The organism is Aeromonas sp. 97A (assembly GCF_051919185.1).
Lineage (GTDB): Bacteria > Pseudomonadota > Gammaproteobacteria > Enterobacterales > Aeromonadaceae > Aeromonas > Aeromonas veronii.
This window is the reverse complement of record NZ_JBQBFF010000001.1, coordinates 4,007,739-4,028,739: the sequence shown is the minus strand read 5'-3', so window position 1 is coordinate 4,028,739 and position 21,001 is coordinate 4,007,739. Positions and strand designations below refer to the sequence as shown.

Here is a 21,001-nt window from a genome sequence, read left to right as displayed (position 1 = left end):
TCCGGCAAAGCAAACGGCCTGCATCTGCAGGCCGTTTTTTATGGCGATTCCAACTGACGGGTCAGCCCACTTCTCGAGCGGGCGGCACCTGTTCGCGCAGAGTGCCCTGACTGCGATAGGGGATCACATCCAGCTCGCCATTCACTTGTACTATCTCGTAGTACTGCGGCAGGTTGAAGTTGATGAACTGCCCATCATCGCTGAACCGCTCGTGATTGGAGGTGTAGAAGCGGTTGACCCCCGCTACCAGCTCATCCTTGTTGCCGGCAAAGTGCTGGTAGATCTCCACCCGGTTCGCCTCATCGAGGATATAGATGTTGGTGCCCGCATCCCGGGTATCGAAGAAGAACTGCACCAACCCTTCGCTGGCGTAGGCATCGACGATGCTCGGCAGATGCTGGCTGTGGGTCTTGTCGAGCCGCAGCGGCAGATGATCCAGCTTGTTGTGGGAGATGTGACGGTAAAAATCGATGGCGTTTTCCAGCTTCTTCACCGATACCCCGCGCCGCTCGAAGAAGATGCCGTACTTCTCGCGGCCAAGGGCCATGGTCTTGACCAGCTGCTGCTTGTCGCGGGCAAGGCGCAGGTCGATACACTCCGCCACCAGGGTCTGGAAGCGGGAGCGCACCAGAGAGCGGAAGTGCTGGCTGTAGCAGAATACCTCGATCATCTCGGGGGCGGCAGCATCCTGATGCATCTTGCCGAGGATGGTGGTGAGGGCATCGACCACGGCCTCATCCCCCTGGAAGTGCAGGGTACGGATCTCGCTCCAGGAGTTGCGGTAGACCAGATCCACAGATCCCACCAGACACTCCTGATTACGACCGAACGAGAAGACATCCACGGTATTGGCGTCAAATTCGATCACCTGACCGACCCAGTGACTGGTCGGGTCCATCTCCAGATTGAGGAAGATGGAGAGCTGACGGATCTCGCATGGTCGGCTGAGGGCCAGGTTGGTGGCCAGCGGGTACTTCTCGGGGAAGCAGCCGGAGAGATCGCGGCAGAACTGGTGCAGATTGTCGATGTGCAGATCCGAGCCCTGATTAAACAGGTGCACCCGCGACTGGGGGGTCAGCAGATCGTTGAAGTAGGCCCAGGAGACCAGCTTGCTGATGTAACCGTTGAACTCCAGCGGCGCGCGACCAATGATGTCCACCGGCTCCAGCGAATGTTTGTAGAGATACCAGCCGGCGCGGTTGAGGCGACCGTGGGGCACCTGCACGAAGCTGAGATCCGGCTCGCTGAGATCCGGCGCGATCTTGAGGTTGATGCGCTGCACCTTGCCCGGCAGGCTCTCGAACGCGGCGTAGAGTTTGCGCGACAGAATGCCGATATCTTCCGGGTTGATCGACTCGCTGATGTTGTTGCGGCGAGCGAACTGGATCAGGTTGCGGTAGCTCTGCATCAGGGCTTCCAGCAGCTCGGCGTGGGCGATCTTCACCTCTTCGATCTTCCACTCGTGGCGATGATCGAGCTGATAGAGTTTGTCCTGACTCCAGCCCCAGTAGGAGACCAGCTGGCTCATCTGCTCGCGGCGCCACTCGGGGGAGTGATCATCCTTGGGATGGCTGAGACCGTCGCACACTTTGAGGTAGAAGCAGCGGCGCACCAGATCGAGCCGCGCCATGTCGCCGATGGACTTGAGGTAGTTGGTCACCTTGTCCAGCATCAGACAGTAGTTGTCGAGCCGGTAGTGCATCCCCTCGTTGTGCTGGAACCAGTCGCGACCAATCATCGACAGCAGGCGGGTGTTGGGATACTCGTGGGAGTAGGCCTCCATCAGCACCGACTTGAGCACCGCCTTGTAGGGAGAGTCGATCCCCTTATAGAGCTGCCACAGGGCGGAACCGAAATACTCTTCAGCCGGAATACGGTCAAAACTGCCGAGATCGAGCCAGTCGTCCTGCTTGAGCTTGCCGCTCTCGAACAGCTCGTTCACATACTCATCGTAGTGATCATCACATTCGGTGGGCACCAGATACCAGATCAAGCGTTTGCCCGCGATACGCATGGCACTGCGGTAGAACTCGTCGAGCAACAGCAGGTGTTGGGCACTGCCGCAGCTCTCCCCCTGCATCTGGGCATCGTTGGTCTGGCGGAACTTGTCTTCCGGGATCAGGAAGAAGTTGAGATCGACCCCGCGCTGTTCGGCCCACTTGGAGAGTTGCTGGCATTTCAGCTCCAGCAGATCGAGCCGCTCCTGTGACAAACCGGCCACGTGGCAGACCCAGATATCGAGATCGGAGTGACAGCACTGACCGATGGAGGAGGTGCTGCCCATGGAGTAGAGCCCCTGAATGGCTCGATCATGGGTGGCAAGACCACTCTGGCAGTTGGCGTTGCGGCAGAGGTCATCGATAAAGGCTTGCTGCTCGGCGGTGGCACTGAAGCTCCAGATGCCATGAGGGACATCACCGGAGACATAACCGGGCAGCAGGGGATGATTGAAGTGCAGCATGACAGGCAGCAGTTGGAATACCTGCTGCCCATAGCGACTCATGAGGCCTAACGCCCGTTGCGTCTTGAGACGGGTAATATCGTCATAACGCGCAACCAGCGTATCGATGTGTTCCTGCAATGCCCTGCCTATCACCTAAGTGAAAATGACGCACCAAAAGGGGGATACGTCAAAAAAGTGTGATCATGTTAACAATGCAAACAGCGGTGGTAAACAAGCCTTCAGCTAAACACCAGATTATTTCTGGTATGACCACATCAAGTATCAGGGGAAATCATTAAATTCCAATACATTCAATGAATTAATCAACACAACTTGCTTAATGAAAATCATTTTCAGCATGCATTTTTGAGCTTGGCCCCGCTTTTGCCGGCTCCGCCATGAAAGCCCGGGCAAAGGGTGGTAATATCGATTTCCTTCTAAAAATGAAACAACTGATTGATATGGCAGCCCGAACCCTGAAAATTGCCACTCGCAAGAGCCCGCTGGCCCTGTGGCAGGCCAACTTTGTCAAAGACCGGCTCGAAGCCCTGCACCCGCAGTTGCAGGTCGAACTGGTGCCCATGAGCACTCAGGGTGACAAGATCCTCGATACCCCGCTGGCCAAGGTCGGTGGCAAGGGGTTGTTCGTCAAGGAGCTGGAGACCGCCATGCTGGAAGGGCGGGCCGATATCGCCGTTCACTCCATGAAAGATGTGCCGGTGGAGTTCCCCGAGGGGCTCGGCCTGCACACCATCTGCGAGCGGGAAGATCCCCGCGATGCCTTCGTCTCCAACCGTTTCAAGGCCATTGCCGAACTGCCGCAAGGGGCCGTGGTCGGCACCTCCAGCCTGCGCCGCCAGTGCCAGCTGCGCGCCGCCCGCCCAGATCTGGTGATCCGCGACCTGCGTGGCAACGTCAACACCCGCCTCGCCAAGCTGGATGCCGGTGAGTACGACGCCATCATCCTCGCCGCCGCCGGTCTGAAACGACTGGAGATGGCGCACCGCATCACCGCCTTTATCGAGCCGGAGCAGAGTCTGCCCGCCAACGGTCAGGGGGCTGTCGGCATCGAATGCCGCCTCGACGATACTGAGCTGCACGCTCTGCTGGCGCCGCTGGAGCACGCCGAGACCCGCGCCCGGGTGCTGACCGAGCGCGCCATGAATCGCGCCCTGCAAGGGGGATGTCAGGTGCCTATCGGTGCCTACGCACTGGTCGAGGGCGAGCAGATCTGGCTGCGTGGTCTGGTGGGCAGTCCCGATGGCACCCAGGTGATCCGCGACGAGATCCGCGGTCCGCTGGCCGATGGAGAGGCCCTCGGCGAGCAACTGGCCCAGCGCCTGCTGGCCGCCGGTGCCGACGAGATCCTGGCCGAGGTCTACCGCGCATGACCCCGCTGGTGGTGCGTCCGGCCATTCAGGCCGCCGAGCTGGTGCAGTTGCTGCGCCAGCTCGGCCATGCACCACTCTGCTGCCCGCTGCTGGAAACCGTGGCGGGCAGCGAACTCCCTCTCCTGCCCGACCTGCTGCGCAGTGCTGACGCGGTTATCGCCGTCAGCATCCATGCCGTTCATTTTGCACACGATTTTCTGTTGCAAACTGGTCAGACCTGGCCACATATTGAGTACTTTGCGGTGGGTCAGGCCAGCGCAGATGCGTTTGCCGCCATCGGCATCGCGGCGATCTGCCCGGATGACCCGCGCAGCGAAGGGCTGCTGGCCCTGCCCGCCCTGCAGCAGGTAGCAGGCAAACGGGTACTGATCCTGCGCGGCAATGGCGGGCGGGATCTCATCGCCAGCACACTGGCCTCACGCGGTGCTCTGGTGCACTATTGTGCGGCCTATGAGCGCCATTACCCCGAGCTAGACGGGGACAGATTGACCCGCCACTGGCAGGCAGCAGGGCTGGACAGCCTGCTCATTACCAGTGGTGAACTGCTGCAACGGCTGCTGGAGCTGGTTCCCGACCACCAGCGGCCCTGGCTTTTTGACCGCCTGCTGGTGGTCCCCAGCCCGCGCGTGGCCGAGATGGCCCACTCCGCGGGCTTTATCCATATCACGATTGCCCAAGGTGCATCCAACCAGGCCCTGACGGCCGCACTGGAACTGAGGAAGATGGAATGACAGAACAACAAGAATCCCAGGTCAAACCCCAGCCGACCGCTGCGGTCAATGGCAGCAAGAGCCGCTCCGGTGCCGTACTGGGAGGGGTCGCCATCCTGCTGGCCCTTGGCCTGACCGGCGGTCTCTATCTGCACGGTCACAAGAATGCGGTAGCCCAGCAGGCCGAACTGGCCCAACTCAAGCAGCAGCTGGCGAGCGCCCTGAGCAAGATCGACCAGACCAGCAGCAAGGATGCCGAGCAGCTGGCTGCGCTGGATCAAACCCAGCAGCGGCTGCAGGGGGAGATGCAGGGTCTGCAGAACCGGGTACTGGACCTGAATGACAAGCGCCCCAACGACTGGATGCTGGCCGAATCCGAATATCTGGTACGGATGGCGGGCCGCAAACTGTGGCTGGAGCATGACCTTGTCTCCGCCATCACCCTGCTCGGCAATGCCGACGAGCGGATCGCCGCCCTCAACGACCCCAGCCTGATGCCAATCCGCAAGGCACTGGCCGAAGATATCGCCAAGCTCAAGGGGATGCCGCGCATCGACCGCGAGGGGCTGACCCTCAAGCTGGCTGCACTGTCCGACCAGATCGAGCTGCTGCCCCTCTCCACCGTCAGCATGCCGGAAGCCAAGGCCGAGCCGGATCAGGCGGTCAGCACCAATCCCGACGAGTGGGAGAGCAACCTGAAGAAGAACTGGGTCAAGTTCACCGAGAACTTCGTCACCATCCGTCGCCGCGATGGCGCGGTCGAGGCGCTGCTCTCGCCGCAGCAGGAGATCTTCCTGCGTGAAAACCTCAAGACCAAGCTGTTGCAGGCCCAGCTCTCCGTCTACCGCGAGCAGCAGGCACTCTACGAAGACAGCCTGGACAAGGCCCAGCGCTGGCTGACCCAATATTTCGACACCGACAACAGCGCCACCCGCTACATGCAGGGCGAGATCGACAAGCTAAAGGGTGAGCAGATCCAGATTGACTATCCGGCCCAGTTCAAGACCCAGGCCATGCTGGAGCAGGTACTGACCGAACGCCTGCAACGCATTCTGGCCAGCAGCTGAGGAGGGGACCATGATCCGTATAATCATTCTGGTCGCCGTGATGGTCGCAGGGCTGATCTTTGGCCCGCAAGCCTCCGGTAACAAGGGCTATGTGCTGATTGCCCTTGGCAATTACACCATCGAATCCTCCGTCACCAGCGCGGTGATCCTGGCCGTGCTGTTCTACGGTGCCCTGCTGATCATCGAGTGGCTGCTGGGACGGGTATTCGGCCTACGCCGCAAGACCCTCGGCTGGTACGGCTCGCGCCGCCGCCGCAAGGCCAATCAACAGACCGTCGCCGCCACCCTGGCAATGGCCGAAGGCCACTACAGTCAGGCTGAAAAGCTGATGATCAAGGGAGCCAGCAACAGCGACACCCCGCTGCTCAACTACCTGAGCGCCGCCAAGGCGGCACAGGCCCGTGGTGACGACGCCCGCCGGGATCAATACCTGCAAAAAGCGCAGGAGGAGAACCCCAAGGCCGAGCTGGCGCTCACCCTGACCCAGACCCAGTTGCAGATCGAGCAGGGCCAGTACGATACCGCACTGGCGATGCTGGAGTCGGTCTACGCCCTCAACCCGCGCCACCCCATGGTGCTGGATCAGCTGCGTCAGGTACATCTGGCCCGTCAGGACTGGAGCGCCCTGTGCGACCTGATCCCGGCACTGCACAAGGTGGGCAAGCTGACCCCGAAACAGGAAGAAGAGCTGCTGCAACAGGCCTGGTCTGGTCGCCTGCGACAAGCTGCCGGCAGCCTCGAGACCCTCAAAGCCGTGTGGCAGGATCTGCCGCGCAAGCTGCGCCTCGAGCCAGAGCTGCTGGCCTGCTACGGCGATCTGCTGCGCCAGCTGGGCGCCGACGGCGAAGCCGCCACCCTGTGGCAGGAGGCGCTGCGCAAACAGCCGATGCCCCAATTGCTGACTCGCCTGCCCAAGCTGAAACTCGACAGCTACCAGCCGCTGCTGGCGCTGCTGCAAAAACAGCAGGGGCAACCGGAGGTGGACACCGCACTGGCCCAGCTCTATCTGCTGGCCGGTCAGCTGGACGATGCCCAGAAGCTGCTGGAGCAGGAGGTGGAGCGGGCGCCGAGCGCCGCCGCCTATCACGCTCTCGGCCAGCTGATGGACAAACGCCGCCTCACCAACAAGGCCAACGAGTACTATCGTCAGGCACTGGAACTGGCGGGAGTCTGATCCCCGGCAAACAGAAACGCGAGAGGCCGCATGATGCGGCCTCTTTTTTTATCTCTTCGCCCTGCCCTCGTCAGGTAGTGAGCCGCTCCAGCTCGCCGATCAGCCAGATGGCCTCGGCACGGTGGCTGCCGCACACATCCATCATGGGGCGAAAACCGCCGCACACCGCCGGCCGCTCCGGTTGACCGAAGATCTTGCAGCCAAGGGCGCTATCGAGCTGGATACAGGGGACGCCAGCCGGTTTGCCATCTGGCATACCGGGAATGGCACTGCTGATACTGGGGGCGATGCAACAGGCAGCGCAGCCACTACGACACTCCATAGACTCCACTCCTTTGGGACGGTCTGAGCCACCATAGCCGAAGCGGCGGCACAAACGTAGCTGGCGCACAAGAAAAGGCCCGACCGCACGGGCGATCGGGCTTCAGACAACACAGCCGGTTCAGCGAGCCATCATCACAGGATGATATCGCGTACCACGCTGTCTTTGCGCTCAAGGTAATGGATCGACTTGATACGACGGATGGTACGGGATTTACCACGGATCAGCAGGGTCTCGGTGGTCGCCATCACGCCATCGCTGGTGATGCCATCCAGCAGATCACCCTTGGTGATGCCGGTGGCGGAGAAGATGACGTTGTCATTCTTCGCCATGTCTTCCAGCTTGAGCACCTTGTTGACATCGATGCCCAGCGCTTCGCAGCGGGCAATTTCCTGCTCGCCCAGCGCACGCACTTCCGGGCTGTCGCCCTTGACCCGGTGACGCGGCACCAAACGGGCCTGCATGTCACCATCCAGCGCGCGGATCACCGCCGCGGAGATCACCCCTTCCGGTGCGCCGCCAATGCCATACAGCATGTCGACTTCGCTGTCCGGCAGACAGGTGAGGATGGAGGCAGCAACGTCACCATCAGGAATGGCGAACACCCGCACGCCCAGACCCTGCATCTCCTTGATTGCCTTGTCATGACGCGGCTTGGCCAGGGTAATGACGGTCAGACGGGAGAGCGGCTTGCCCAGCGCCTTGGCCACGGACTTCAGGTTCAGCTCGAGAGCCTGATCCAGGTCGATGGCGCCTTTGGCCTTGGGCCCGACGATCAGCTTTTCCATGTACATGTCAGGCGCTTTCAGGAAAGAACCCTTGTCGCCCACCGCCAGCACGGCCAGCGCGTTGGCCTGACCCATGGCGGTCATGCGGGTACCCTCGATGGGATCGACCGCGATATCCACCGCGTCGCCGTGTCCGGTACCGACCTTCTCGCCGATATAGAGCATCGGCGCTTCATCAATTTCACCTTCGCCGATCACAATCTCACCATCGATCTCGATCTGGTTGAGAATGTGGCGCATGGCCGCTACGGCCGCCCCATCAGCGATATTCTTGTCACCACGTCCGAGCCACTTGTAGCCAGCCAGTGCAGCCGCTTCCGTCACTCGGGAAAACTCGATTGCCAGTTCACGTCTCATCGCATATCCAACCTATGGAGCTCGAAAACGGGCGGCATTCTACCACAAGGGCAAACCTTTGCGCACAAAAGTAGCCGCTGTGAGCAAGAATGTAGCCAATTCATCCAATTGCAACCCAATTGCCATCGACTCTTCATCCAACTGTCACCCCACTGTCATCCCTGCTGCCTAGCATGACCCCGTTTTCAAAACAAAAGCTTGCAACACCACAAGGGATTAAGATGAAAAAGCTGACTGTAGTGGCACTGGCTCTCACCGCAGCCTTCCAGGCTCAAGCCGTTGAAGTGTACAAAAATGACACCTCCATGCTGGATCTCTATGGCCGTATCTACGCTGGCCACTTCTTTGGTGACAAGAAGGAACTGGATGCCAGCGGCAAACCGAAAAGCGAATACAGCGACAAGCAGGGTGCCAACCAGTTTGTCCGTTTCGGCGCCAAGGCCGAGACCCAGATCCAGAGCGGCCTGAAGGCTCTGGCTCAGTACGAAGTACAGATGTATATCAATGACAGCGAGAAGACCATCAGCGAGAACTCCGACAACCTGCGCACCCGTCTGGCGTTCGCCGGTGTCGGCGCTGACTGGGGCACCGTGACCTTCGGTCGCCAGAAAGGGGCCCCGGGTTTCCTGGCCGACTGGACTGATGTCTCCCTCTCCGACGGCTACGGCAACGACGCGCTGGGCGCCAAGACCGACACCTTCGCCACCAACCGCGCCGGTTCCGTGCTGAAATACTCCGGCCTGTTCAATGGCTTCCAGCTCGACACCAGCTACAAGTTCGACGGTGGTGACACCGAAGAGACCACCAGCAAGGATAGCGACGCCGCCTACGGTGCTGCCGTGGCCTATACCTTCCCGTTCAACCTGTCTCTGGGTACCGCTTACAACGTCGGTATCCGCGACAAGAGCGGTGAAGAAGATGCCAAGCTGTGGCTGATCTCCGCCAAGTTCGACAACAAGGCCGCCTACGCTGCCCTGAGCTATGCCGATGGCAGCGACTTCCTGGCGACCGGCACCGATCACACCGGTTGGGAAGCCGCGCTGGGCTACAACTTCGAGAACGGCTTCGGTCTGATGGCCCTGTGGAACAAACAGGAGCAGGACAAGGCTGGCATCAAGAAAGACAACGTGGATTACTACACCCTGGGTGCCCAGTACAAATTCAACAAGAACCTGCGGGTAATTGGCGAGTACCGTATCAACAATCTGGACAGCAAGGAGAGCGGCAAGCTCAACGTCAAGGATGACTTCCAGCTGGCTGCCCGCTACGACTTCTAATCGAGGTTTTGCGGATCCCCAAAGCGCGATGGCTTGCCATCGCGCTTTTTGCTGGGCGTCGCTCACGACCGGAGAAAGTGGCCTAGGCTCAACAGTAGATGTATCGCCGGAGAGATGATCATGGTCAGGCTACCTTTCGTCCTGCTGTTACTGCTGGCTCTTCCCGCTCACGCCCTCTCTATCGCCATGGTGCTGTGGCGCGGTGAAACCGCAGCCGAAGCTGGCTTTCGGGCAGAGCTGACCCGCCTTGGCTATCAGGCCACCATCACCACCTATAACGCCGATCAGGATCGTACGGCGCTGGCAACCATGCTGCGCCAGCAGATGCTGCCGAAACTGGCCGAATACGACTACATCTACACCTTTGGCACCACCGCCACCACCATGACCAAGAGTCTGGTGGCCAACCGCAAGCCTCTGATTTTCAATGTGGTTTCCGATCCGGTCGGGGCAGACATCCTCTCGGAAGACAAAGCCCAGAACAGCATGGTAGCCGGGGTAAGCAACATGGTGCCGATGGCACTGCAACTGGCCAACGCCAGCGAGCATCTGGCCACCGGAAAACGGCTGCTGCTACCCTTCAACCCCCGTGAGCAGAACACCCTGCTGGTGGCCGATATGCTGCTCAATGAAGCGAAACGCTATCAGTGGCAGATGGTCACCTGGCGAATGGCCCCTGACCCACGGCGGCTGGACAACGAACTGAAGCGGCTGCAACAGGATGCCAAAAACGACATCGTCTTTCTGGCCGCAGACAGCTATCTGCTCTCCATCGCCCCCCGCCTGCTGAATGCGCTCAACGCAGCTGCCATCCCTACCATCTGCAGTGCCGAGCTGTTCGTCGAGCACGGCTGCAGCGTTGGCACCATCAGCAGCTACGAGGCGCTGGGCAAGATGGCCGCCGGGATCATCCATCGCCATCAGCAGGGAACAGAGTTGCAGGATATTCCGCTGCAGACCGACCCCCATCCCAAACTGGTGCTGGGGCAGCTGGGTAACGCCACCACGCAGGAGGCGAGCCCCGCAAAGCCGAAGCCTTGATAAAGATCTCGGCCAATCAGGCTCCGGGCGGGTATGCTGTTGACCCCCATCGCCCGAGAGTCCTTTCCCATGAGCACCACCGTCTTTTTTGCCGTTCTGCTGGCAGCCCTGCTTCACGCCAGCTGGAATGCGCTAGTCAAAATTGGCGAAGAGCGGCTGGTGGGGGTGTCACTGGTGGCGATCTTCTCAGGGCTTATCGCCGCCGTGGCGCTGCTGCCCATGGGGCTTCCCTCTGCTGCCGAGCTGCCCTGGCTCGGCCTCTCAGTCCTGCTCCATATCGGTTACTGCCTGTTTCTCAGTCATGCCTACAATCAGGGCGATTTTGGCCAGATCTATCCGCTGGCCCGTGGCAGTGCCCCGCTGCTCGCCATGGCGTTAAGTGCCATATTGCTGGGGGACTACCCCGGTTACGGCGGCATCATCGGCGCCTGCGTGCTGATCATGGGGGTCTTGCTGATGGCCTGGCGAGGTGGGCAGCAGCGCCTTGCCAGCAAAGCGGTTCGGGCAGCACTGATCACGGCCATGTTCACAGCGACCTATACCCTCTCGGATGGAGCCGGCGCCCGCGCAGGGGGTGAACCGGTACGCTACACCCTCTGGCTCTTTGCCAGTACCGGGCTGGCGATGCTGCTGGTGCTGATCGTCCACCAGAAACGCAACGCATGGCGCCAGATCCGTCGCCATGCGATGGCGGGAATGGCAGGAGGTGCCATGTCACTGCTCGCCTATGGGATTGTTATCTGGGCCATGACCCAAGCCCCCATTGGCGTGGTCGCGGCTCTGCGCGAAAGCAGTGTGCTGTTTGCCATGCTGCTCTCGGTCTGGCTGCTGAAAGAGCCGCTCGGGCGCATGCGGCTGACGGCGGCGGCCATTATCACTGGCGGTGTGCTGCTGACCCGGCTGGGAGGATAAGCCCTGTCGCCATTGGTGCGTATTTATCAGGCAGGATGGCGTAATTCACTCCGCCAAATATGCCGAATACCAATAATGGAAATAAGTGTCGGCACGGGCGTAAATGTTTACATCCGCAACGTATCAATTAACTGGCAGGTCTGTTTATTTCAACCACAGCTTCATTCGGGAAACTTACCTGCCCAGCAGCATTAATGATAAAATCGTTCACAGTTAATTTTCGGCAACGCTGACCAATAGCGCGCATGGCACAGACCATGCCGCTGCGCCCATACATTCATTGACCGCCTGACGGGTAAGCCAGCCCGGTCAGAGATGACCCGATCGCGCCCGCCAGAGCAGGATGGCATGGCGCTACCGCGTTATTAATGGGCCCAGTTTCGTCTGTTTAATTTTTGATTATTTTAAATCCAGCACCATCAGGGAGTTTTTAATATGTCAGCAAAAAAGCTGAAGTTGGGCGCCTTTATATTGATGATATTAACATCGGTATTTGGCGTCACTAATATCGGGATCGGTTTTTACCGAATGGGATATGCCGCCATTCCGATGTTCGTGATCGGCGGTCTGTTTTTCTTCATCCCGTTCATTTTGATGATGATCGAATTCGGCACCGGCTTTCGCAAAGAGGCGGGCGGTATCTTTACCTGGATGCGCCACTCGGTCTCGACCCGATTCGCCTTTATCGGTCTGACCATGTGGTTCGCCTCCTACGTCATCTGGATGTTTGGCAAGGCGCTCTCCATGTGGGTGCCCCTCTCCTTCATGCTGTTTGGCCGCGACATCACCGTCATCCCGGTCACCCTGGGCACCGGCATCGACTTCGGCCCCTTTATTCTGGGTGTGGTCGCCATCGCGCTGGTTGCCACCGTCACCAAGCTCATCACCCTGGGTAGCGCCCGCTTCGCCAAGGTGGCGGCCATCGGCGGCCTCTCCGTAGTGGCGCTCAACGTGTTGCTGCTGGTCGGTGGCGTCTTCACCTTCGCGGTGAGCGGCATGACTCTGCAGGAGCCCTTCACCCAGGCATCGCTGACGGCGTCTCCCAATGCCGCTTTCAACGACATCATCCCCTTCCTCGGCTTTATGGTGTTCGCCATCTTCGCCTACGGCGGGGTCGAGGCGATGGCCGGGGTGGCTGACGAGCTGGAAGACCCCGAGCGCGACCTCAAGCGCGGCATCTTCCTCTCCGGCGCCTTCATCGTGCTCTGCTACATCATCGGCTTTCTGGCGGTCGGCTCCATCATGCGCTGGAGCGACTTCCCGGCCGAGGGGATCACCTCTCTCTCCGCCCTCTTCATCATCATGCTGGAGCTGGGGCGCCATCTTGGTGGCGAGTGGCTGGGACAGGTGTTCATGCGCTTTGCCGGATTGGGCATGTTCCTGAGCTATCTGGGTGCCTTTATCGCCCTCTCCTACGCGCCGCTGCGCCAGTTCATCACCGGCACCCCGAGCTACTTCTGGCCGGAGCGTTTCCAGCGCGAGAACGAGAATGGCGTGCGCATTGAAGCCCTCAAGGTGCAAGCCTGGGTGGTCTGTCTGTTCATTGCCGCCAAATCCATCTTTACCCTGATCAACCCGGAAGGGGCCGCCGCCCTCTATGAGCTGATCATCACCATGACCAACGTCGGCATGACCCTGCCCTACATGTTCCTCATCTACGCCTGGTATCGCTATCGCAACAACCCGGCGCTGGGCAAGGACCTGATCTTCTTCAAGAGCACCGGCTCGGTACTGCTGGCCACCATCATCAGCCTGATCCTGGTCGCCTTCGGCAACGTCTTTACCGTGGTGGCCCCCTTTATCTCCGGCGATATCTCCACCGGCGTCTGGACCATCATTGGCCCGCTGCTGTTCGTGGTGATCGCTATGCGCTTCAAGATCAAGCAGGAAGATACCCACTAAACGGCAAGCAATGCTCCATGCCTATCGGGACCGTTCTGGTCCCGATTTTTTTAGCGCTGGCTTCCGCTCGCCATCACGGCCAGTCCATAGTTTCAATGCAAAAAAAAGACTCTATGGAGACCCCCTTTACGCTCTCCTCGCCGTCAGAGCACGCTCAACGCCGTAAATTATCAATATCAAGGTGAGAATGATTGTGAAGCGCCAGTTCACGACATATAACTTAGCGAGATATCCCTGTATTTCGTCCGGTAGAGCTGATCATGATGATGCGTTCCCTCCTTCCCCTGTTGCTTGGCGCAGTAATGCTGCCGGCCACTATAGACAGTGCCCATGCCAACCCCTTTTCCGCCAGCAGCAAGAGCAGCAGCGGCTTTCTCGAGCGACGGGATGTGCCTAACCTCAGCTCGGCCGCTTTCGTGGTGGCCAACCACAGAACCGGCGAGGTGATCTCCGAGCGCAACGGCAACCGGGTCATGCCCATCGCCTCACTCACCAAGCTGATGACGGCGCTGGTAGTGCTGGATGCCAACCTGCGCCTCAACGAAATGCTCACCGTGACCAATGCCGACATCGACCGCATCAAGGGAACCGGCTCGCGCCTGGCCATCGGTTCCAGGCTCAGTCGCGCCGAAATGCTCCATATCGCCCTGATGTCCTCTGAAAACCGCGCCGCCTCGGCGCTGGCCCGCCACTATCCCGGCGGCCAGCGTGCCTTTGTCGAGGCGATGAATGCCAAGGCCCGCATGCTGGGGATGTGGAATACCCGCTACGCCGACAGCACAGGGCTCAACCCGCGCAATGTCTCCACCGCGCAGGATCTCGCCAAACTCGCCGCCGCAGCGGCCTCCTATCCGCTGATCCGCCAGTACTCCACCGACGAGCAGAGTTATGTGCGCACCAACAAGCGTCAGCTGCACTACCTCAACTCCAACCGGTTGATCCGCGAAGGGCAATGGGAGTTCACCCTCTCCAAGACCGGCTATATCCGCGAAGCGGGCCGCTGTCTGGTGCTGGGCACCAAGGTCAATCGTGAGCCGGTGATCATGGTGCTGCTCAATGCCGAGACCACCAACGATAGGGTCGCCGATGCCAAGCGGATCAAAACCTGGCTGGAGAGCTCGGGCAGAACCACCCTGGCTGCCAACCAGAGCAGCATGCTGACTCACCAGTAAGCTCGAGATTCCCAACCAAGCGAGGCGCCAGCCTCGCTTTTTTTATCTGCATGAGCGCGCCCAAAAAACGGGAGCTTGCTCCCGTTACAGGTAACACCTTCCGCCATCCAGTTACAAAACGTAACTACTCAACAGCGTGAATCACACTAATAGAATCAATTGGTTGTAACCTAGCAGTAAGAATTTTAGCGTGCCATCACAACCCCTGTAACGACGAGCCACCATGCGTATTTCCAGTATCGAGTGCGGGCGGGTGCTGGCCATTCTGGCCGTGATGACCATTCACGTATCCCCCTTCGCCAATCCCTTCAATCCCGCCCTGTGGGGAAGTGGATCCTGGCTCTGGCTGAGCGGCACCATCAACCAGTTATGCCGCTTTGCCGTGCCACTGTTTTTCCTCTGTGCCGGTTATTTTCTGCAGCCGAGACTGAGTCGCGAGGCGCCACTGACCGTGGCCTGGCGCTACTGCCGCCCCTTGCTGCTGCTCTGGCTGGTGTGGAGCCTGGTCTACCTGCTGGTGCCGTTCAATCCGCTGGATGCCGTACAGCAAGGCTATCTGGCCTCCCTGCGCGGGCAGTGGCAATTCCAGCTCGGCGACCCCCTCAATGGCTGGCTGGTGGGCGGCATGATCCACCTCTGGTTCCTGCCAGCCCTGATCATGGCGGTGACCCTGCTGGCACTCTGCTACCGGCTTGGCAGACCAGCGCTCGCTCTCTGGCTGGGTCTTGGCCTTTACCTGCTGGCGCTGCTGGGGGGCTCCTATGCCAAGCCGCTGCTGGGCGCCGAGTGGCCACTGCTCACCCGTAACGGCCCCTTCTTCTCCCTGCTGTTTGTGGCGCTCGGGGCCCTGTTGCGCCAGCGTCAGTGGCAGCCCGATGCCCGCACCGGCTGGCAATTGCTGCTGGCGGGCGTGGTACTCTATGGCTGTGAAGCCTGGGCGCTGCAGCACTTCGCCGCAGTGCCGCTCACCCGCCACGACTTCCTGCTCGGTTCCCTTCCCTGGGCTCTCGGTCTGTTTGGCCTGCTGCTGGCCAACCCCGAGTGGGGCAAAGGCAGCTGGCTGGAGCGCCAGGCTCCCAAGGTGCTCGGGATCTACTGCCTGCACATGATGCTGGTGGTCTGGCTCTTCGTATTCGGCCCGCAGGGCGCATCCATCCTGTGGGAGATCGCCAAGGTACCGCTGCTGTTGGGAGCATCTCTGCTGGCCTATTGCCTGCTGGCGGCCCTGCCCCTCACCCATCGACTGCTGCGCACTCACTGAGTCCGATATCCGGCCCGTCCTATCAGGCCGGATGCCTCTTCACGTTTCGTCTCTTTCTCTTCCGCTACGCCCTTTTTCCCTCGCTTCGTTCGCGCGGTTTGCGGCAATGGCTCTGCTTTTCAGCCGAGCTCCCCCGACCGCACAACCCGCCTCCAATGCCCCCCTCCATTTTCACCTTGCCAGACAAATGAAAATCAATATCATTAGCACCCCGTTTAATCGGGTCAGGCTAATTATAATTAAATCAATATGTTCGAGCCGTCAGGTCGACATCCAAAGAGTCAATATTGAATATGCAGCACCCTCACTTTCGCAGAACGCTGGTCTCGCTGGCACTGCTGGGCACCGGCTTCACTGCCCAGGCCACCGATGAAACCATGACAGTGGTTGGCAAACGCTCTCAGCATCAAGAAGTTGCCACCGCAACCCGTACCAATACGCCAGCCAAGCTGGTTCCCCAGACCATCGACAGCGTCAAGGTCAGCGAGCTGACCGCCTTCGGCCAACCTACGCTGAGTGAAGCCCTGAGCGGCATTCCCGGGGTCAACGCAAGCGGTGATACCCGCTTCGACGGGGTCAATATCCGCGGCTTCAGCGCCAGCAACGACTTCTATCTCGACGGATTCCGCGACGACATGCAGTACACCCGGGATCTCGGCAACATCGAGCGGGTGGAAGTGCTCAAGGGCCCGGCTGCCGTGCTCTACGGCCGCGGTAGCACGGGGGGCATCGTCAACCGGGTCAGCAAGAAGCCGCAAAAAGGGCAGGAGTCCAGCGTCACCGCCCGGGTTGGCAGCTTTGACAGCCAGCGGCTAACCGCCGACCTCAATGGCGAGGCGAGTGAGCAGGTGCAACTGCGCCTCAACATGGCGCAAGAGGACAAAGATAGCTTCCGCAACGGCGTGAAGAGCAAGCGCACTCTGCTGGCCCCCTCCGCCAACTGGGAGATCAGCGACAACCTCAACTGGCTGGTGCAGTACGAGCGCAACGAACATGACCGCACCCCTGATCGCGGCATTCCCGGGGTCAATGGCCGTCCGGCCGATGTGCCGCGAGAGTATGTTTACAGCGATACCAGCCGCGACTTCATCGATGACGTGGCGCAATCCACCCGCTCCCGCCTCTCCTGGGATATCAACGATCAGTGGCAGTTGCGCCAGCAGCTCGGGTACTCCACCCTCGACAGCCAGTTTGACAACACCTATGTCACCAGCGTCAAAGGGGATCAGGTGACCCGCTCCCGCTGGCAGCAGGATCTGAAAGCGAAGAACCTGATCAGCAACACCGAGGCCGAAGGTCTGTTCCAGACCGGCCCGGTGGAGCATCGCCTGCTGGTCGGCTTCGAGCAGAACTGGCAGGAGCGCACACCCAAGCTCTACCAGAACGCCACCGCCATCCCGTCTGGCAATCTCTACGATCCGGGCTCGCTGCCCACCTACAATGGCGCCATGAAGCTCTCCAGCGACGCCAAACACAAGGTGCGCGGTAATGGCGTCTATCTTCAGGATCAGCTCAGCCTGGGTGACTGGCATCTGGTGGGCGGGCTGCGCCGTGACGACTTCACCGTCACCAGTCGCCGCTACGACCTCAACAAGGAGGAGAGCGTCTCGGTCAACAGCCTGAGCCCGCGCCTCGGTCTGGTGTGGAATCCCCTCGAGGATCACGCCTTCTACACCTCCTACAGCAAGACCTTCACTCCGGTGGGCGGCGAGCTGATCGGCATCACCCCGGGTGACAAGAACAACGGGCTGGAACCCCAGCACACCCGCCTCTACGAAGGAGGTGTGAAGAGTGACTGGCTGAACGGCAAGCTGGCGACCACTCTCTCCCTCTATCGACTGGAGATGTACAACAAGCGCACCAAGGATCCGCTGGATCCCACCAAGGTGATCCTTACCGGCCTGCAACGAACCGAAGGGATCGAGCTGAGCGCCCGTGCCGAGCTGACCGACGAGATCTACCTGCGTGGCGGCTTCGCCATTCAGGATGCGGAGCAGGTCAAGGCGGATGCGGATCTGCAGGGCAAGCGCCCGATGAACGTCTCCCGTCAGAATGGTCAGTTCTATCTCGGCTACAAGAGTGGCGAGCAGGGCTGGTTCGGTGAAACCGGCGTGACGGCGGTGGGCGATCGCTTCGCCGACAACGCCAACACCACCACACTGCCCGGTTACGCCCGCTTCGATGCGCGCGCCGGTTATCGCTGGCAGCAGTGGGAAGCCGAGCTGAGCGCCGAAAACCTGACCGACCACGAGTACTTTGTCAGCGCCACCAGTGCCAACCAGATCATGCCGGGTACGCCCCGTCAGCTGAGCCTGACCGGAACCTACCGCTTCTGATCTCTGTGACAACCACCCCGACTGGCCAGCCCTTGCTGGCCAGTTTTTTTATGAAGCAACCACGATGAAACGCAGAAGAGTTCCCCTTCACAACAACAAATGGGTACGCCGCCTCCATGCCTGGGCCGGTTTTTTTACCCTCGCCCTGATGCTGATGTACGGCATCACCGGCCTCTGGCTGCAACACCGTGCCGTGTTGCCCATTCCCGGCCCCCACACCGACAAATCGAGTGAAGAGATAGTGCTGGAGGCGCCACTCGCCAGCCCGGAGCAGCTGAAAAGCCTGCTGCAACAGCGCTATCCCGATACATTTGCCGACGGGCGAACCATGATCACCCCGGCCCAGACCCTGCCCACCCCACACGGTTCGCTCACCCTGCCCGCCAAGTGGGAGATGCGCGGTGTCACCCTCAGCCAAAGCGTGGCCGCCAGCTATGTTGAGGGTACCCTGCTGGTACGTACCGACCTGCAACTGGCCAACTTTGCCGCCAGCCTCAACCGGCTGCACCGCGGCATGGGCACCGGCCTCGGCTGGCAGCTGTTTGGCGATATCGCCGCCCTGGCTCTGCTGCTGCTGGCCCTCACCAGCCTGTTTATGTGGACCAAGCTGCACGGCACACCCAGAGCCATCATCGCGCTGACACTCGCTGGCAGCCTCGGCACCCTGCTGTTTGCCCTGCTGGGGTAACGCAGCAATCATGATCTGATGCCGCAAGGTTTGGAAAGAAAACCGCAATAGAAACAGGCCGCTGGCGGTGATGCCGTCAGCGGCTATATCAAGACAAGGAAATAACGGGGAGCGGAAAAAGAGAAGGGATACCAAGAGGTAACGGGAAGTACTGCCTGCTCAACAGTAACGCACCAATGCGCAGGAACGCCAAAAAACAAAAGGCCATCATTGCTGATGGCCTTTTGTCATGAATTTGATGGTGCCCGGGGTCGGACTCGAACCGACACGGTTATTCACCGGCGGATTTTGAATCCGCTGCGTCTACCGATTTCGCCACCCGGGCAACTGCGAGGGATTATACGAATGGCGCGATGCCATGCAAGGTGTTTTTCGATTGAACACTCCCGTTTGTTCATTTATTCAACGCCTTGCCGATGCGGGGCCAGTTACATAGAATGCCGCCATCATCTTAATGGAATAAAAACGATGGCCAAGCCTAAAAAAGTCCAACAAAAATCCCCCTCTCCCGCCACTCAGCCATACCCGTCAGCGGGTCTGCTGCGTCGCCTCGGCGCCCTCATCTATGATGCGCTGGTAGTGACTTCGCTGCTGATCATCGCCGGCTTTATCGGCATGGGTGTCGCCAAGCTGTTGCTGATCACCGGCATGGCAAGCGTACCGGCGGGTGAAGATACCGTCTGGTTGCTTACCCGCCACCACCTGAGCCTGATCTACACCCTGTGGCTCGCCTTCGTCATCTGTGGTTTCTACACTTGGTTCTGGACCCGTGCTGGCCAGACCGTCGGCATGCGCGCCTGGCGGCTGCGCATTCAGAACGAGGATGGCAGCCACATCCGCGTTACCCAGGCGCTGATCCGTCTCGCCACCGCCGCCTTTGGTCTGGGCAACCTGATGTGCCTGTTCAACCGCCAGCGTCCGCGGGCGTTTCAGGATATCTGGGCCGAGTGCGAAGTGATCGTGCTGAGCAAGCAGGAAAATCTGGAATTGCTTAACAAGTAATACCGAAGCAATGCAGCAACGAAAGAGGGCACCAACAGGTGCCCTCTTTGCATTTCCTCATAACCTCGTGCGGATTACTGCTTGCGGCTGAGGATGTAGAAGGAGATACCGCCAAACAGCAGGCTGGGCGCGATAGCCGCCAGAATCGGCGGTACCGCATAGACCAGACTGATGGGGCCAAACACCCGATCACTCACATAGACGGCAAAGCCGGTCATGATCCCCATCAGCATCCGAGCCCCCATGCTCACCGAGCGTAGCGGGCCAAAGATGAAGGAGGAGGCCAGCAGGATCATCGCCACCACCGAGAGCGGTGACAGCAATTTGCGCCACATCTCCAACTTGTAGCGACCGGCATCCTGCTTGTTGGCATCGAGATAGCCGATGTAATCGAGCAGACCGGAGACCGAGAGGTTCTCGGGGTCGATACTTACCACCCCCAGCTGTTTGGGCGTCAACTCTGAGCTCCACTCCATCTTGTCATGCTGCTCGCTGCGGATCTGCGTCGGGTCGTCGAAGCGGGTAACCTGGGTCTGCTTGAGCAGCCAGTGGTGACGCTCAAACACCCCCTCCTGCGCCTGCACCACGTCGATCAGCTTGCGCTCGGGGGTGAAGCGATAGAGGGTGATGCCGGTGAGGGCGCCATCGTTACGCACCCCGTTGATATTGACAAAGTTGTTGCCATCGCGAGCCCACACCCCGTAGGCGGAAACCGTCAGACGACCTTCGGACAGCGCGCCCGCCTTGATGTCATCGGCCATCCGCTTGGCGATGGGGGCCACATATTCCCCCATCAGCCCCACCATGATCATCAGCGGGATCGCCGTCTTGAGCGCCGCCATTACAATACTGATCTTGGATCGACCCGCCGCCTGCATCACCACCAGCTCGGAGCTGGTCGCCAGCTGACCCAGACCAATCAGGCCACCCAGCAGCGCGGCCAGCGGGAAGAAGAGCACCGCCTCCTTGGGCATGGAGAGCAGCACATAGTAGAGGGCGTTGATCATGTCGTAGTTGCCGTCACCGACCGACTTGAGCTGCTCCACATACTTGATGAGCCCCGCCAGACCAACCAGCGTGATTTCACACAGCAGGATCGACATAAAGATGACCCTACCGATATATCTATCGAGAATGCCAAACATCAGCAGAAGTTCC

General features: G+C 60.0%; 17 protein-coding genes and 1 tRNA gene. 13 read left to right on the top strand and 5 right to left on the bottom strand.

What is annotated here, in order from left to right; genetic code table 11:
* Positions 1-61: 61 nt before the first annotated feature.
* Positions 62-2,581: a class I adenylate cyclase gene (locus ACTG27_RS18355; protein ID WP_021231823.1), complete on the bottom strand. Its 2,520-nt coding sequence runs from the start codon at positions 2,579-2,581 to the stop codon at positions 62-64.
* Positions 2,582-2,904: 323 nt separating this feature from the next.
* Here ACTG27_RS18355 and hemC point away from each other — a divergent pair, with 323 nt between their 5' ends.
* Genes hemC through ACTG27_RS18335 form a run of 4 tightly spaced genes read left to right on the top strand, consistent with a single transcriptional unit; the run spans position 2,905 to position 6,785 of the window.
* Complete coding sequence (hemC, locus tag ACTG27_RS18350) at positions 2,905-3,834, top strand: hydroxymethylbilane synthase (RefSeq protein ID WP_162628450.1); 930 nt, start codon at positions 2,905-2,907, stop codon at positions 3,832-3,834.
* Positions 3,831-4,565: a uroporphyrinogen-III synthase gene (locus tag ACTG27_RS18345; RefSeq protein WP_439980140.1), complete on the top strand. Its 735-nt coding sequence runs from the start codon at positions 3,831-3,833 to the stop codon at positions 4,563-4,565. The genes hemC and ACTG27_RS18345 overlap by 4 nt, the downstream gene beginning before the upstream one ends.
* Positions 4,562-5,611, top strand: a complete 1,050-nt coding sequence (locus tag ACTG27_RS18340) for a uroporphyrinogen-III C-methyltransferase (RefSeq protein ID WP_005336380.1) — start codon at positions 4,562-4,564, stop codon at positions 5,609-5,611. Before ACTG27_RS18345 ends, ACTG27_RS18340 begins: the two co-directional genes overlap by 4 nt.
* 10 nt (positions 5,612-5,621) lie before the next feature.
* On the top strand, positions 5,622-6,785 hold the full coding sequence (locus ACTG27_RS18335; RefSeq protein ID WP_439980138.1) for a heme biosynthesis HemY N-terminal domain-containing protein: 1,164 nt from the start codon (positions 5,622-5,624) through the stop codon (positions 6,783-6,785).
* Positions 6,786-6,855: 70 nt separating this feature from the next.
* Here ACTG27_RS18335 and ACTG27_RS18330 read toward each other — a convergent pair whose 3' ends face one another.
* Positions 6,856-7,107, bottom strand: coding sequence for a YkgJ family cysteine cluster protein (locus ACTG27_RS18330; RefSeq protein WP_005336384.1), 252 nt, complete (start codon positions 7,105-7,107; stop codon positions 6,856-6,858).
* Positions 7,108-7,241: 134 nt separating this feature from the next.
* Positions 7,242-8,252, bottom strand: coding sequence for a class II fructose-bisphosphatase (gene glpX / locus ACTG27_RS18325; RefSeq protein ID WP_005336386.1), 1,011 nt, complete (start codon positions 8,250-8,252; stop codon positions 7,242-7,244).
* 221 nt (positions 8,253-8,473) lie between these two features.
* Between glpX and ACTG27_RS18320 the strand changes: the two genes are divergently transcribed.
* The 8 genes from ACTG27_RS18320 (at position 8,474) to ACTG27_RS18285 (ending at position 18,841) form a co-directional block, all read left to right on the top strand.
* Complete coding sequence (locus ACTG27_RS18320; protein ID WP_021231817.1) at positions 8,474-9,529, top strand: porin; 1,056 nt, start codon at positions 8,474-8,476, stop codon at positions 9,527-9,529.
* Positions 9,530-9,649: 120 nt separating this feature from the next.
* Positions 9,650-10,570, top strand: coding sequence for an ABC transporter substrate-binding protein (locus tag ACTG27_RS18315; RefSeq protein WP_101530548.1), 921 nt, complete (start codon positions 9,650-9,652; stop codon positions 10,568-10,570).
* Between the two features lie 33 nt (positions 10,571-10,603).
* A complete protein-coding gene (locus tag ACTG27_RS18310; RefSeq protein WP_416245413.1) occupies positions 10,604-11,482 on the top strand; it encodes an EamA family transporter in 879 nt (292 codons plus the stop codon).
* Positions 11,483-11,917: 435 nt separating this feature from the next.
* Positions 11,918-13,384, top strand: a complete 1,467-nt coding sequence (yjeM, locus tag ACTG27_RS18305; protein ID WP_439980136.1) for a glutamate/gamma-aminobutyrate family transporter YjeM — start codon at positions 11,918-11,920, stop codon at positions 13,382-13,384.
* 260 nt (positions 13,385-13,644) lie between these two features.
* Positions 13,645-14,556, top strand: coding sequence for a D-alanyl-D-alanine endopeptidase (pbpG, locus tag ACTG27_RS18300; RefSeq protein ID WP_224969311.1), 912 nt, complete (start codon positions 13,645-13,647; stop codon positions 14,554-14,556).
* A 223-nt stretch (positions 14,557-14,779) separates the two neighbouring features.
* Complete coding sequence (locus ACTG27_RS18295; RefSeq protein WP_439980135.1) at positions 14,780-15,817, top strand: acyltransferase family protein; 1,038 nt, start codon at positions 14,780-14,782, stop codon at positions 15,815-15,817.
* A gap of 293 nt (positions 15,818-16,110) precedes the next feature.
* A complete protein-coding gene (locus ACTG27_RS18290; RefSeq protein WP_439980134.1) occupies positions 16,111-18,153 on the top strand; it encodes a TonB-dependent receptor in 2,043 nt (680 codons plus the stop codon).
* 64 nt (positions 18,154-18,217) lie between these two features.
* The gene (locus ACTG27_RS18285; protein ID WP_439980132.1) at positions 18,218-18,841 is read left to right on the top strand and encodes a PepSY-associated TM helix domain-containing protein; all 624 of its coding nucleotides are present in this window, start codon (positions 18,218-18,220) and stop codon (positions 18,839-18,841) included.
* 239 nt (positions 18,842-19,080) lie between these two features.
* Here ACTG27_RS18285 and ACTG27_RS18280 read toward each other — a convergent pair.
* Positions 19,081-19,166: transfer RNA gene (locus ACTG27_RS18280), tRNA-Leu, on the bottom strand.
* A gap of 143 nt (positions 19,167-19,309) precedes the next feature.
* On the opposite strand from ACTG27_RS18280, the gene ACTG27_RS18275 reads away from it, so the two are divergent.
* Positions 19,310-19,843 (top strand): RDD family protein, encoded by a 534-nt coding sequence (locus ACTG27_RS18275; protein ID WP_199258924.1) that lies wholly within the window; start codon positions 19,310-19,312, stop codon positions 19,841-19,843.
* 74 nt (positions 19,844-19,917) lie between these two features.
* Here the strand turns inward: ACTG27_RS18275 and lptG are convergent, their stop codons facing one another.
* Positions 19,918-20,988: an LPS export ABC transporter permease LptG gene (gene lptG / locus ACTG27_RS18270; RefSeq protein WP_201943768.1), complete on the bottom strand. Its 1,071-nt coding sequence runs from the start codon at positions 20,986-20,988 to the stop codon at positions 19,918-19,920.
* Positions 20,989-21,001: the final 13 nt, after the last annotated feature.